Here is a 12,981-nt window from a genome sequence, read left to right as displayed (position 1 = left end):
CTATGCCTGCATTTGAATATAAGGCGCTGGACGCCAAGGGGAAGCAGCTTAAGGGCGTGATCGAAGCGGATACCGCCAGACACGCACGTAGCCAATTGCGCGACCAGCGCTTGATGCCGCTGGATATTCTGCCGGTCAGCGAAAAAGAAGCCAAGGCGAAAGGTGCGGGATTTTCGCCCTTTAAGCGCGGGATTTCAGTGGCGGAATTAGCGCTGATCACCCGTCAAATCGCGACACTGGTGGCGGCGGGCTTACCGATCGAGGAATGTCTTAAGGCGGTAGGCCAGCAATGTGAGAAGGCGCGGCTTGCCAGTATGATCATGGCGGTGCGCTCCCGGGTCGTTGAGGGTTATAGTCTGGCCGATTCCTTGGCTGAATTTCCGCATATTTTCGATGACTTATACCGCGCTATGGTGGCCTCGGGGGAAAAATCCGGCCACTTGGAAGTGGTGCTAAATCGCTTAGCCGATTACACCGAACGTCGCCAGCAGCTTAAATCTAAACTGCAACAGGCGATGATTTATCCCATCATGCTGACGATTGTCGCCATTGGGGTGGTCTCAGTGTTACTTGCGGCTGTGGTACCAAAGGTCGTTGGCCAGTTTGAGCATATGGGCGCCGAGTTACCGGCGACGACCCGTTTCTTAATTGCTGCCTCGGATTTTGTCCAACACTATGGTCTGTTTGTTGTTTTAGCGATTGGTATTCTGTTGGTAGTGTTCCAGCGTCTACTCAAGTCACCGATTTTCAAGATGAAATACCATACATTTTTGCTGAAAATGCCGGTGATTGGCCGAGTAAGTAAAGGACTCAATACTGCGCGTTTTGCGCGTACCTTGAGTATTTTATCCGCCAGTTCGGTGCCTTTGTTGGACGGGATGCGCATTGCCAGCGAGGTATTGCAAAATATGCGGGTACGGGCGGCGGTGGATGATGCAACGGCGCGCGTACGGGAAGGTACTAGCCTCAGTACCGCGTTGACTAACACTAAGCTATTCCCTGCGATGATGTTATATATGATCGCCTCAGGGGAGAAGAGTGGTCAGCTCGAAGACATGCTTGAGCGTGCTGCGGATAACCAAGATCGCGAGTTTGAGAGTAATGTGACGCTCGCCCTCGGCGTATTCGAACCCATGTTAGTGGTGAGTATGGCGGGGGTTGTACTCTTTATCGTGATGGCCATTCTGCAACCGATATTGGCGCTGAACAATTTGATTAGTGGCTAGTTTTTGACATTATGGAATATTGCCTTTCAGTCATAGTGCTGAGAATGGCACAGGTTTTTTAGGAGATGTAATCGATGCAAATGAATAAAAAGCACAAGGGTTTTACCTTACTTGAAGTGATGGTGGTGATCGTTATCCTCGGTATTTTGGCGTCTATGGTGGTGCCAAATCTGATGGGCAACAAAGATAAAGCTGACCAACAAAAAGCGGTATCTGACATAGTCGCGCTCGAAAACGCTTTAGATATGTACAAGTTAGATAACGGTGTTTATCCAACGACTGAGCAAGGTTTAGAAGCCTTAGTGCAAAAACCAACGATTTCACCTGAGCCTCGTAACTACCGCGAAGAAGGTTATGTAAAGCGTTTACCACAGGACCCATGGCGTAATAACTACTTACTGTTAAGCCCTGGCGAAAACAGCAAGTTAGATATCTTTAGTGCAGGCCCAGACGGTCAACCAGGTACCGAAGATGATATCGGTAACTGGAACTTACAGAACTTCCAATAAGATGTTAACGCTGCGCCACGCCGGCTTCACCTTGATGGAGGTGATGCTGGTGATTTTGTTAATGGGACTCACCGCCGCGGCGGTGACCATGTCTATTGGCAATTCTGGGCCACAACAGGCACTGGAAAAAACCGCGCAGCAATTTATCGCCGCTACAGAGTTAGTGCTGGATGAAACCGTATTAAGCGGCCAATTTATCGGTATTGTGGTGGAAAAAACCAGTTATCAGTTTGTTTTTTATAAAGATGGTAAATGGAATCCATTGGAAAAGGACAGAATTCTGTCTGAAAAACAAATGGAACCTGGTGTGGTGATTAATTTGGTGCTCGATGGTTTACCGCTCGCACAAGAGGATGAACAGGAAGACTCTTGGTTTAAAGAACCTTTAATCGAGCCCTCTGCGGAAGATAAGAAAAAGCACCCTGAACCACAGATTTTGCTATTACCCAGCGGCGAAATGAGCGCCTTTGAGTTGAGTTTTATTACCAAGACAGATAAAGGCCCCCTCGACGTATTGGTGGTGGGCGATGCCCTTGGCCGTTTAACCCTAGGGCGCCCCGATGAAATACGCTAAGGGCATGACGTTACTCGAAGTGATCGTCGCCTTGGCGGTGTTTGCGATTGCCGCCGTTTCAATCACCAAAAGCTTGGGTGAGCAAATGGCGAATATGCCGATTTTGGAGTCGCGCACCCTTGCTCAGTGGGTAGCCGACAATCAAATGGTCGATGCCAGACTCGAGCCTCAATTTCCGGAAATCGGTAAAAAAGAGGGCCAAGTAGAACTGGCGGGTAAGGATTGGTACTGGCGAAAAGAAGTGGTGAAAACCACCGATGATAATTTTCGCATGATCCGTATTAGTGTCAGTGAAGATGAGCGTTATCAGCGTATTGCAGCACAAGTGAGCAGTTATGTCCTTAAAACAAACTAATGCTCATCGGGGGTTTACCCTGCTGGAAATGCTGATCGCGATTGCGATTTTTGCCATGTTGGGCTTAGCGGCCAATGCGGTACTCAGCACAGTTCTGACCAATGATGAAGTGACAAAGAATTTCTCAACCCGTTTAAAAGCGTTGCAACAGGGCTTTGGGGCGATTGAGCGCGACTTGGGACAGATGGTTGCCCGCACACCTAGACTCCTCGAAGGTGGCCGCGGAACAACGGTATTTCAGACGGGGAATGACCTTTTAGATTCGGAGTCCGAGGCTTTAGTCTTTTACCGCTTGGGCTGGCTCAATCCAGATGGCTTATTGCCCCGTGGCAGTTTGCAGTCAGTCGCCTATGTCGTACGAGAAGGAAAATTAGAACGCTGGTATTTTCCTTACCCTGAGCCGGAATTTGGCGCCGAGCCAATCAAGACGGTGATTATCGATAAGGTGCTCTCGGTCGAGTATTCCTTCTTTATGGAGGATAAGTGGGAGCGCAAGGTTGAGGCGACTAAGTTACCCAAAGCCATTGCAATCGAAATTGAGATTGAAGGTCTAGGTAAGATTCAGCGTAAGTTTATGCTGCCTCTGGGCGCGGCGGCGCCAGAAAAGTCTAGTGATGAAGACAATAAAGACGAAAACACCGAAGACAATAAAGAAGACAACGGTGACAAAGATAATAACGGCGATGGTTCCGGTAACGGGGAAGAAGATCCCGGCACCGGTGAGCCAGAAAATGAGGATGGCGCATGATAAGGCGAACTCCTACTAAACAGCGTGGTGTCGCGCTGATCGTCGTATTACTGATCGTGGCCATGGTGGTGATTATTGCCACCAATATTACCAGTCGTAATCAGTTGTCGATGCGCCGCACCTTAAACTTAGCTCAGTACGATCAGGCCTATTGGTATGCTATTTCCGCCGAAGAGCTGGCGAAGAAGATCCTCAAGCAGGACTTAGACGATTCAGAGGGGCGTGTCCATAAGCAACAATATTGGGCCATGAGCGATGTGGTGTTTCCGGCAGAATATGGCGAGATTGCAGGCAAGATCACCGATATGCGTTCGTGTTTTAACTTAAATGCCTTGTCTGTCACCACAAAAGATGTGGAAAACGGTCAACCTAAATTGCCCTTGGCGGCTAAGCAATACAAGGCGTTATTAGTGAGTTTAGGTATGGATGATTTTACCGCTGATCATCTCACTCAAACCCTAAAGGATTATATCGACGAAGACACGATCACCAGCCCCTATGGCGCTGAAGATGCCGAGTATGAAGCTCGCCATGTGCCATACCGTGCCGCCAACACTCTGATGAATCATCGGAGTGAGCTGCGGGCAGTGATGGGATACACACAGGATATTTATTTGAAATTATTGCCCTATATTTGTGTCATCCCGGGGAATGACAGGCAATTGTTGAATGTGAATACCATTGATGTCGAACAAGCAGCGCTGCTGGCGGCCATGCTCGATAATCAGATTTCCGTCGGTGAGGCGGAAAGCATTATTAACCAGCGCCCTGGCGATGGTTTTGCCAAGATTGATGATTTTTACGAATCCTCCTCAATGGGGTCGATTAAATGGGAAGATGCGATGAAGTCGACTTTTGTGATCGACAGTCAATATTTCCTCCTTGCCTCGGGCGCAAAGGTCGACAACGCCATTTTTAGGATGGAGAGTGTGCTCAAAAAGGGCAGCGGTAACAAAATGGATGTGCTCACCCGTCAGTTTGGTGGACAAAAATAATAGCAAACAAGCTCAATCCCTTAAGGTTGAAGCTGGTGGAGAAAAACTGTGAGTGAACGGCTATTTATTCGCTTAGGCAGAACCGCAGAGCAGGCATGCTCTTGGCTGGTTTGGTCCGAACAAGAACAAGAAATTATCGCCTCAGGCGAACTGGCCAACGCCCAAGGTTTATCAACCTTAACTGAGCGCGCGGGCAATCGCCCCATTGATGTGTTGGTGCCAGCTTCCGCCATGACGCTCACCAGCGTGAATCTGCCCGAAAAAGGCCAACGCCAAGCCTTAAAGGCCCTGCCTTTTATGTTGGAAGAATCCATCGCCGAGGATGTGGATGCGATGCACTTTACCGTTGGTCCACGCAATGGCGATGCCCTCAGCGTGGTGGCCGTTGCCCATGAGCAAATGCAAACTTGGCTCAGCTGTTTGGCCGAAGCGGGCTTAAAAGTGAAGCGTATTGTGCCTGATTGCTTGGCCTTGCCATTGCAGGAATGCCAATGGGCGGCCATGCGTTTCGGTAACGAGTTATTGTTGCGTACAGGATTAGGAACGGGCCATAGCCTGCCTTTATCTTGGTTGCCAGTGGCAATGAAGCAACTGACGGCTCAGACAGACGTGGTGTCGGTCGCCAGTTACACCGAGATGGAGTTGGACGGTGTCGAGCTTAAGCCACAGCCACTCGACTTACCTATGTTGGTGCTGGCGCGCGGCATTTTACATGCGCCGATTAACTTACTGACGGGTGTCTATACGCCTAAGCGCGAATACAGTAAGCATCTGTTGCAATGGAAAAATGCGGCAATTGTACTAGCCATTGCTATTGTGTTGTCTCTGGTAAATAAAGGCTTAACCATTCATCAGGTAAATGGCCAAATCGCCGATTTGAAGGCGCAAAGTGAAGCCATTTATCAACAAGTGATACCAGGAAATTCACGCATCGTGAATTTACGCTCGCAGATGGAGAGCCAACTGCGCGCACTCCAAGGCCAAGGCAGTGGTGCAGAGTTTTTTGCTATGCTGGCGGGGTTACAAGACGCCTTTAAACAAGTACCTGAGCTAAAACCCAATAGCTTACGATTTGAAAGTGCCCGTAATGAAATCCGCATGCAAGTCACTGCTAAAAATTACGCGCAAATTGAGAAGTTTAAAGAGATTGTCGGCCGTCGTTTCCAAATGGATGGTGGCACGATGAATAGCGGTGAAGATCAGGTCACCAGCACCTTAACCTTGAGGAGCAAATAAGATGGATAATTTGCGGACTTGGTGGCAAGGGCTTGCGTCGCGCGAGCAGCAGATCGTAGGTTTTGGCGCCGTATTTTTAGTGATCGGTCTATTTTACTGGGGGATTTGGACACCAATCGCCAATGCTGAGGCCAATGCACTGCGCAACTTAACGGCGCAGCAGCAAACCTTGACCTATGTAAAGCAGACGGCGAATAAAATCGCTGGCTTAAAACAAAGCGGCGCTAAGCCGACGATGAGCGGCAGTTTAAGTTCAGTCGTCAACCAAACAGCGGGCAGTTATGGCTTAGTGATCACTCGCATGCAGCCCCAGGGCGATAAAATCCAAGTGTGGATGGATGATGTGCCATTCGACGCGTTACTCAGTTATTTGAATGATTTAGTGCAGCAAAAGGGCTTATCCCTTGAGAGTGTTGATTTGGCGGAGGCTGACGCGCCTGGCTATGTCAAAGTAAGACGGATCCAACTAGCGCAATAGGTTAAGGTGTAGCTGTGAGTCTGATAAAAAAGATTATTATTGGTGTACTAATTTATATCGTGTTTTTAGTGGCGTTGTTTCCTGCCAGTGTGGCCGTGCGCCTCGCACCACTCCCAGCGAATGTGGGAATTTCTGGAGTGAGTGGCAGTATTTGGGCGGGTAGCATTGAAACTTTGAATATTCAGCAGCGCCAATTGGAGCAAGTGCGTTGGGAACTCAGCCCTTGGTCTTTGTTTTTAGGCAAAGTGAAGCTGGATTTTCAAGTAGGTAGCCGAGCAACACCCGTAAGTGCTAAAGGGTTAATCACTTGGTCAATGGCTGGCATTAGTGCGCAGGGATTACGCTTTGAAGCGCCCGATAGCTTCTTAATTGGTAATATTAAGCTGCCCTTTAGAACCGAAATTAATGGTGAAGTCAGCCTGCTGGTTGAAACCCTAGAACAAGGTAAACCTTGGTGCGAACAATTATCGGGTAAATTATTCTTAAACCAAACCAATGTGAAAAACCAATTTGGCGATTATCCACTGGGTAATATCGAGTTGGGCCTTAGCTGTGTTGAGGGGAAAGCTCAGCTCGCTACCGACGAAAGCAAAAACCAGTTGGGAATTATCGGTACCTTACAGTTAGACGAGGGGAATATGGTCAAGGTTGCCGCTAAGATCAAAGAGACCAACGAACAGCCGGAAGATATGCGTAAATCTCTTAATATCCTCGGCAAGCGTGGAGATGACGGTTACTTCCCTATTGTTTATCAGGGGCGTATTCCTGGGCTTTAATCTAGCCAGTAATGTAACCTAATGCATGATTTGATAAAGGCACCTTGGGTGCCTTTTCTATTTCGAGGGGTTAACTCGCGAGATCGTTAAGCAATAAACGATAGTCGCTAATGGCCGGAAAATCATTGAAGGTTTTGGCAGGTTTCTGGCTATCGGGATTGCTGATCCCGAGCTGATGCCCCACGCCCGCTAAGCGCGCTGCATTTAAAATGGGTTCACTATCATCGATAAACAGGCAGCGCTCAGGCACTAGGGCGAATTTTTCGAATAGCGTTTGCCAAAATTGTGGGTGTTCCTTGGGATAACCCGTTTCATGGCTTGAGATCATCGCATCTAAACCACTCCCCAGTTCAGTATGCTCCAGCTTAAGAGCAAGACTCTTAGGGTGGGCATTGGTGACTAAGATGCGTTTTTTGCCCGCGGCGGCGAGGGCATCGAGAAAAGGCATACTGTCTTGGCGCAGTTGAATACGGTCAACTAAGTCGCGGTGAAGCCCCATAATGTCGAGCTGCAGCTCGGACTGCCAATAATCGAGGCAATACCAATCTAACGTGCCTGCGACTCTGCCGTAGGCTTCTTCCACCAGTTGTTGTGCCTGGCTCTGGCTTAATCCCCGCTGCTTGCTCAGCTCCTGTGGCACCAGACTCAACCAAAAATGGTTATCAAAGTGCAAATCGAGCAGGGTGCCATCCATATCGAGCAGTACAGTATCAATCTTCTTCCAGTCAAACATGGGATGTCCTGTGTGGTTAACTCAGCTCAGCGTGAGGTTTACAGTAGCCTATCTTGCCAGCATGACACTTTGTGCTAGGCTTGATTAATTCGTTTTTGTCTAAAAATGAGACACTTGGATATGGATATCTGCTCATTCGCCTTACTCACCCAAGCTCCGAATATCACTAGTTTACAGCAAGAACTCGCGACTTTGTTGCAGCATGAGTGGTTGCCACACATTAACCAGCGTGATTATCACGCGGGCTCTCAGGGCGGTTGGGATGTGTTGGCTCTACGCTGCGCCGAGGAATATCGAGTCGCACACCCCATTTTACAAGCCTTTTCCATTAGTGCCGCGACAGATTGGGATAATTTGCCTTCACTGGAATCGAGCCCCGCGTTGCTGCAGTTTATTCAATCCTTTGCTTGCCCAGTTAAATCGGTACGCTTAATGCGTTTACACGCTGGTGCTGAAATCAAGCCCCATAGGGATCAAGGATTATCACTTGAACAGGGTGAGGCTAGATTACATTTGCCCCTACAAACCCATGATCAGCTTTATTTTTATGTGGATGAGAAACGTGTACCTATGCGGGCCGGAGAGCTTTGGTATATCAATGCTGACCAAACCCATTGGGTCGCGAATAAAGGCGTGGATGCCAGAATTAATTTGGTGATCGATTGTGAAGTCAACTCGTGGTTAAAGGAGCTTATCCATGATGCCAAGATCAAAGCCTAATGCAGGGCAGCGCGAGGCGTTTCTAAGATTAAAGCTGTTTGCTCAGGCGCTGTTGCAATCCCATTCAGCGGGGGAGGCAAAGCGGCTTATCGATCCAATGCTGGCGCAGTTATGCCAATTGACTGGGTTGGAGCTGCACCCGGCGTTGTTTCTCGATACAGAGGCCAGTATGACTCCTTTTGGCAAGGCACTATCACCAACAACTGCGGCGCAATGTGCAGAAGATCCCGAACGTAGCAGAGTGTTTATTCAGGGAATTTATCAAGCGATACAGGACAAACTTAAAGCTAACTCGAACCATCCTGTGCACATACTCTATGCCGGAACCGGGCCTTTTGCTTGGTTAATCTTAGCCTTATTACCGCTGTTTACGGTGAAGCAAGTGCGAGTAACCTTACTCGACATTCATCGAGCGTCATTGGAGAGTGTTGAAAAGCTGCTGGCATATTTCGATGTAGCGGATCGTGTCGATGCGCTTATTTGTGCTGACGCTACGCTTTGGCGGCCAGCATCAACACAAACCTTTGATCTGATAATTTCTGAAACCATGAAACACCTACTGCAACAGGAACCGCTGGTACAGATTTTTAGCCATCTACAGCATTTTTTAGCAGAGGATGGATGTTTGATCCCTGAGTCGATTGAGTTGGATGCATGGCTCGAGCTAAAAGATCGGCTGCCAATTTATTTGGGTCCTTTATTCTGTCTCGATTTAGCTCATGCCCGCTTGCTCGCTCAAGGTGACAGAAGTGGGCTAGTGGGGAGCTTATTGTTACCCGATTATGAACCCCAACCCATAAGCCTAAAACTGACGACAAAAATCAGGGTTTATGGCGAATATCAATTACTTGAAAACCAATCACAATTAACCCTCTCCCAATATAAAAAATCCCTGTGGCTTAAACCTCTTAGCAGAGTGGACTTCCGTTACGAGCTGGGAGCATATCCCGATTTTATCTTCCAATATCAGCAGCAGAAATTGGCGCTTGTTGGCAGTGAGGATTTGAGTTGTTTGGGCATTTATCACTTGCAGCGACTATGGCAAAAAATTGAGTTGCAAAAGCGTGGACAAACCAATGAGGTGGCAGAGGGAGAATGGAGCCTAGATAAAGCGCTGCTGGATCTGTGCGGTATTGGATTAGAGCCTGGGATGAAGGCGCTCTATCAATGTGATAAAAAAACTGATTTTATCGCCTTCGTTCAAAGACAAACTAAACTGACCACCGCGGATATTATCGGTATTAATCAGCGATTGCGTGCCTTATCCCAAGCTGAGCCAGAAAGCGGCAATACTGAGTTAGCTTATGGTAACGCTTTACCCCAAGTGCTTACCGATGCCCAACTCGCCTTTTGGCAACGGGAAGGTTATTTAGTCATCCCGCAAGTGTTGTCAAAAGCCCAATGCGCGGCCAGTCGAGTCGTGATTTGGCAACAGCTTGGCGCGAATGAAAATGATCCATCAACTTGGTATCAGTCCCATGAGTTGATGCAGAAAATCATGCTGCAGTTATTTCGTCATCCTATCCTCGATGCCAATCGGCAAGCACCTCTAATCCGTCAAGCCTTTGAACAATTATGGCAGCGAACCGATTTAGTGATGACGACTGATAGAGTGAGTTTTAATCCCCCTGAAACGCCCACTTGGCAGTTTCCTGGCCCAAATATGCATTGGGATATGCCACTGCAACTACCTGTGCCATTTGGGACTCAAGGATTGATTTATCTTACGGATACCCCTGCCGAGCAAGGGGCATTTTCCTGTGTTCCCGGTTTTCACCTCAAAATAGAAGCTTGGCTACAGGAACAAAACAAGACTGATATTGAGTTGCAGCAACAGCGTTGGGAAGAGTGGCCTATTAAACCCATTGCCGCAAACGCAGGGGATTTAATTATTTGGCACCATGCCTTGCCCCATGGACCGACGCCCAATCGAGGCGTGTTACCCCGCATGGTGCAGTATATTAACTTCTATCCAATGGCCAGCTAATGATTGATTTTAATGAACAGCAGCAACACTATTGGCAATTGCTGCATCAGCCTGAATCATTGTTTTTACTGCATCAAGCGCAGGATGTTGAGCATTTTATTGCTCTGATGGCAGACTTCCTCAATTGGTCCGAGCTAAATTTAGAACAGATGCTGGCATTTATTGCCTTACAGCAACAAAGCTTCATTCCAGATTTAGTACGCTTCAGCCAAGTGTGGTTTCCTTCTCGTTATCATGCTCAAACTAAAACAATCAGTTGGGTTCCGGTTTTTAAGCGGTTATCAAAACCTTTTTTGGAGGACGATATCAGCGATGCTCGTCGTGGCTTACTGGCCAGTTTTATCCAGCCTCAAACCTTGCTCGAACCCTTATTATCCCAACGCGAAAGTTTGCCCGCTATCAATCCTAACTTGATGATTTTCCATTGGTCTCGTTGTGGGTCAACACTCGTTTCAAGCAGTTTTTCGCTACTCAAAACTTGCCGAGTGTTATCCGAATCTATGCTCTGCAGCGATGTGATGCACCATGATGCTTGGCCTTCGACCTTAACACCACTGCTGGTGGATTTATGTTTAAGGCTACAAGGGCGCTTGAGGCCTGATGAGCGTGAGCTAGTGATCAAGTGGAATGCGTGGGATTTAGCTTGTTGGCCCATGTTGCTAGAACTCTACCCTAATAGTCGAGTGCTATGTCTTATGCGCCATCCCAGAGATATTTTGGCTTCGCATCAACGAGAGGCTGGGATGCATATGGCGGGGCGGGTGAAGGCTGTATTTCTCCATGCATTGCCGCTTAGTGAAAACACACATGGTGAGCCTAGTGTAGATACATTTCGAATGGGCGTGTTACATGGTTTTGCCCAGCAAACTGCTGCACTTTATCAATCAAGTCGTTGCATCTTAATGGATTATCAACAATTAAATGCGCTTAAACCCAGCGCACTTTCGGCCATTTTAGAATGGCCGTTAGCCGCAGCAGATATTGAGCATTGGCAAGGCCACTGGCGCTTTGATGTAAAGCGACAAGGGCAATTGTTTGTACCCATGGTACCCGCGCAATCTACCCCATTAAATGAATCACAAACTCTCTCATGGCAGCTGTTATTGAATGCTTATGAGCAACTGTTGCAACCTTTAGTTCGAGATAAAAACCATGATGCTAGCTGAGTTAAATCCATTCACTGGCTTGAGTATTAAGCCTGCCAATGCAAGCGATAACCTATTTATGGCAGAACTTTTTTATTCAACTAAAACCTTCTTCTATGAGCTTGGTTTACCCCTTGATGTCGTACAGAACATGTTGGAGCAACAATATCGGCTGCAACAAGTCTCCTATCGGGAGCAATATCCACATGCCATCATCTACATTTTGTTTTATCAGCAACAAGCGGTCGGCAAACTGATGCTCGATACCAATGAGCATAGGGTTCATCTTGTTGATTTTATTATTGCGCCAAGTATGCGAGGTCGCGGTTTAGGCTCTGCGGTATTAGAGGCGGTCAAGCTTGAGGCGAGGCAACGTCAGTTGCCTGTTCATTTATCAGTAGAGAGTGAAAATACTCAAGCTAAATCACTTTATTTACGGCATGGATTTCAGTTTCAAAGCCGTTCCGAAACCTATGAGTCAATGCTGTGGCCTTAAGCCTTGCTGATAATTTATACAAAATTATTTCTGCGTAATTGTGTTTGCCGATTTTTCAGATATGTTTAGTTGTAGCTAAATTGTTTTCATTCTGTTTCACAATAGACCTTCGATTGTGTGATGTGAATGATGTTGTCATCAGCAAAAGGAACTCGCTGTCGATTAATTGTCGTGAGTAATTAAGTCATTGCAAGACGTTACATAGACAAAATCGTTATTTAAGGAGAAATACAATGTCAGATCCATTTATTGGAGAAATCCGCATGTTCGCTGGTACTTTCGCTCCGCGTGGCTGGGCGCTTTGCAATGGACAGTTATTGGCCATTTCCACCAATAGCGCGCTTTTCTCTCTTCTGGGTACAACCTATGGTGGCAATGGCACCACAACCTTTGGGTTGCCTAACTTGCAAAGTCGTACTCCTGTGGGTACCGGAACTGGTGCAGGGTTAAGTAATGTTGTTTTGGGACAAGTTGCCGGTGTTGAAAACGTTAACCTCACTACCAATCAGCTACCCATTCATGCACCAACAGCTACTTTCATTGGTAATGCAAGTAGCGTAACAGCAACGGTTGATGTTGCTACCACCACGGCCACTGCAATGGTTCCTCCGGCAGCAGGCGCGACTACCTACCTTTCTGCTACGACAGCTAAGGCGGGGCCTGCCAGTGTTGCATTTAATGGATTGTTTACCAGTACGGCGCCAGATTCTACCAAGAGCAGCCTCGGTGGAGTGCATGGTAGTGTTACACCTGCTGGCACCGTAACCGTCAATCCTGTTGGTGGAGGACAGCCCGTAGGTATTCGCAATCCTTACTTGGGTATGAATTTTATTATCGCGCTTGAAGGCATATATCCATCGCGTAATTAATTGTGCAATTCCGACAGTTTCACCAGTCGGAAGCGAGAGTGAGTACAGGGAGTGTACTCGTTGCTCGGATCGAAAGTCAGGCGCGTGACTAAAGTTAGTATTATGGTTTTTCCGGGAATATCCTTGTTAAAAAG

General features: G+C 47.6%; 15 protein-coding genes. 14 read left to right on the top strand and 1 reads right to left on the bottom strand.

The features are described 5' to 3' along the window. The first annotated feature begins 2 nt into the window (after nucleotides 1-2). The 9 genes from gspF (at nucleotide 3) to HG547_RS16375 (ending at nucleotide 6,897) form a co-directional block, all read left to right on the top strand. Entirely contained in the window at nucleotides 3-1,226 is a 1,224-nt protein-coding gene (gene gspF, locus HG547_RS16415) for a type II secretion system inner membrane protein GspF (protein ID WP_037427529.1), read from the top strand. 74 nt (nucleotides 1,227-1,300) lie between these two features. After that, nucleotides 1,301-1,735, top strand: a complete 435-nt coding sequence (gene gspG / locus HG547_RS16410; RefSeq protein WP_011715426.1) for a type II secretion system major pseudopilin GspG — start codon at nucleotides 1,301-1,303, stop codon at nucleotides 1,733-1,735. Nucleotide 1,736: 1 nt separating this feature from the next. After that, entirely contained in the window at nucleotides 1,737-2,309 is a 573-nt protein-coding gene (gspH, locus tag HG547_RS16405; protein ID WP_169548489.1) for a type II secretion system minor pseudopilin GspH, read from the top strand. Continuing rightward, nucleotides 2,296-2,664 carry a type II secretion system minor pseudopilin GspI gene (gspI, locus tag HG547_RS16400; protein ID WP_037416429.1) on the top strand — a complete coding sequence of 123 codons (369 nt, stop codon included), beginning with the start codon at nucleotides 2,296-2,298 and terminating at the stop codon, nucleotides 2,662-2,664. Before gspH ends, gspI begins: the two co-directional genes overlap by 14 nt. Then, nucleotides 2,645-3,412, top strand: coding sequence for a type II secretion system minor pseudopilin GspJ (gspJ, locus tag HG547_RS16395; protein WP_037416432.1), 768 nt, complete (start codon nucleotides 2,645-2,647; stop codon nucleotides 3,410-3,412). Before gspI ends, gspJ begins: the two co-directional genes overlap by 20 nt. Then, a complete protein-coding gene (gene gspK, locus HG547_RS16390) occupies nucleotides 3,409-4,407 on the top strand; it encodes a type II secretion system minor pseudopilin GspK (protein ID WP_037416434.1) in 999 nt (332 codons plus the stop codon). The genes gspJ and gspK overlap by 4 nt, the downstream gene beginning before the upstream one ends. 48 nt (nucleotides 4,408-4,455) lie before the next feature. Beyond that, nucleotides 4,456-5,643: a type II secretion system protein GspL gene (gene gspL, locus HG547_RS16385; RefSeq protein ID WP_169548423.1), complete on the top strand. Its 1,188-nt coding sequence runs from the start codon at nucleotides 4,456-4,458 to the stop codon at nucleotides 5,641-5,643. A gap of 1 nt (nucleotide 5,644) precedes the next feature. Next, nucleotides 5,645-6,121: a type II secretion system protein M gene (locus HG547_RS16380; protein WP_037416438.1), complete on the top strand. Its 477-nt coding sequence runs from the start codon at nucleotides 5,645-5,647 to the stop codon at nucleotides 6,119-6,121. Nucleotides 6,122-6,135: 14 nt separating this feature from the next. Further along, entirely contained in the window at nucleotides 6,136-6,897 is a 762-nt protein-coding gene (locus tag HG547_RS16375) for a type II secretion system protein N (RefSeq protein ID WP_169548422.1), read from the top strand. 70 nt (nucleotides 6,898-6,967) lie between these two features. Here HG547_RS16375 and yrfG read toward each other — a convergent pair whose 3' ends face one another. Then, entirely contained in the window at nucleotides 6,968-7,630 is a 663-nt protein-coding gene (gene yrfG, locus HG547_RS16370) for a GMP/IMP nucleotidase (protein ID WP_037427521.1), read from the bottom strand. Between the two features lie 120 nt (nucleotides 7,631-7,750). Between yrfG and HG547_RS16365 the strand changes: the two genes are divergently transcribed. The 5 genes from HG547_RS16365 to HG547_RS16345 all read left to right on the top strand — a co-directional run bounded on the left by HG547_RS16365 (nucleotide 7,751) and on the right by HG547_RS16345 (nucleotide 12,847). Next, the gene (locus tag HG547_RS16365) at nucleotides 7,751-8,350 is read left to right on the top strand and encodes an aspartyl/asparaginyl beta-hydroxylase domain-containing protein (protein WP_169548421.1); all 600 of its coding nucleotides are present in this window, start codon (nucleotides 7,751-7,753) and stop codon (nucleotides 8,348-8,350) included. Further along, nucleotides 8,328-10,337: a phytanoyl-CoA dioxygenase family protein gene (locus tag HG547_RS16360; RefSeq protein WP_169548420.1), complete on the top strand. Its 2,010-nt coding sequence runs from the start codon at nucleotides 8,328-8,330 to the stop codon at nucleotides 10,335-10,337. The genes HG547_RS16365 and HG547_RS16360 overlap by 23 nt, the downstream gene beginning before the upstream one ends. Continuing rightward, the gene (locus tag HG547_RS16355; RefSeq protein WP_169548419.1) at nucleotides 10,337-11,503 is read left to right on the top strand and encodes a hypothetical protein; all 1,167 of its coding nucleotides are present in this window, start codon (nucleotides 10,337-10,339) and stop codon (nucleotides 11,501-11,503) included. Before HG547_RS16360 ends, HG547_RS16355 begins: the two co-directional genes overlap by 1 nt. After that, on the top strand, nucleotides 11,490-11,978 hold the full coding sequence (locus HG547_RS16350) for an N-acetyltransferase (protein ID WP_169548418.1): 489 nt from the start codon (nucleotides 11,490-11,492) through the stop codon (nucleotides 11,976-11,978). The genes HG547_RS16355 and HG547_RS16350 overlap by 14 nt, the downstream gene beginning before the upstream one ends. A gap of 233 nt (nucleotides 11,979-12,211) precedes the next feature. Beyond that, nucleotides 12,212-12,847: a tail fiber protein gene (locus tag HG547_RS16345; protein WP_169548417.1), complete on the top strand. Its 636-nt coding sequence runs from the start codon at nucleotides 12,212-12,214 to the stop codon at nucleotides 12,845-12,847. Nucleotides 12,848-12,981 lie beyond the last annotated feature (134 nt).

The sequence above is a fragment of the Shewanella sp. DNRA4 genome, from assembly GCF_012843185.1.
Classification (GTDB): domain Bacteria; phylum Pseudomonadota; class Gammaproteobacteria; order Enterobacterales; family Shewanellaceae; genus Shewanella; species Shewanella xiamenensis.
The sequence above is the reverse complement of the archived record's forward strand: the minus strand, read 5'-3'. Positions and strand labels throughout refer to the sequence as shown.

Bases quoted from the DNA above. Each gene is read 5' to 3' on its own strand.
- gspF (WP_037427529.1), top strand. From the start codon at position 3: ATGCCTGCATTTGAATATAAGGCGCTGGACGCCAAGGGGAAGCAGCTT.
- gspG (WP_011715426.1), top strand. From the start codon at position 1,301: ATGCAAATGAATAAAAAGCACAAGGGTTTTACCTTACTTGAAGTGATG.
- gspH (WP_169548489.1), top strand. From the start codon at position 1,737: ATGTTAACGCTGCGCCACGCCGGCTTCACCTTGATGGAGGTGATGCTG.
- gspI (WP_037416429.1), top strand. From the start codon at position 2,296: ATGAAATACGCTAAGGGCATGACGTTACTCGAAGTGATCGTCGCCTTG.
- gspJ (WP_037416432.1), top strand. From the start codon at position 2,645: ATGTCCTTAAAACAAACTAATGCTCATCGGGGGTTTACCCTGCTGGAA.
- gspK (WP_037416434.1), top strand. From the start codon at position 3,409: ATGATAAGGCGAACTCCTACTAAACAGCGTGGTGTCGCGCTGATCGTC.
- HG547_RS16380 (WP_037416438.1), top strand. From the start codon at position 5,645: ATGGATAATTTGCGGACTTGGTGGCAAGGGCTTGCGTCGCGCGAGCAG.
- yrfG (WP_037427521.1), bottom strand. From the start codon at position 7,630: ATGTTTGACTGGAAGAAGATTGATACTGTACTGCTCGATATGGATGGC.
- HG547_RS16365 (WP_169548421.1), top strand. From the start codon at position 7,751: ATGGATATCTGCTCATTCGCCTTACTCACCCAAGCTCCGAATATCACT.
- HG547_RS16360 (WP_169548420.1), top strand. From the start codon at position 8,328: ATGATGCCAAGATCAAAGCCTAATGCAGGGCAGCGCGAGGCGTTTCTA.
- HG547_RS16355 (WP_169548419.1), top strand. From the start codon at position 10,337: ATGATTGATTTTAATGAACAGCAGCAACACTATTGGCAATTGCTGCAT.
- HG547_RS16350 (WP_169548418.1), top strand. From the start codon at position 11,490: ATGATGCTAGCTGAGTTAAATCCATTCACTGGCTTGAGTATTAAGCCT.
- HG547_RS16345 (WP_169548417.1), top strand. From the start codon at position 12,212: ATGTCAGATCCATTTATTGGAGAAATCCGCATGTTCGCTGGTACTTTC.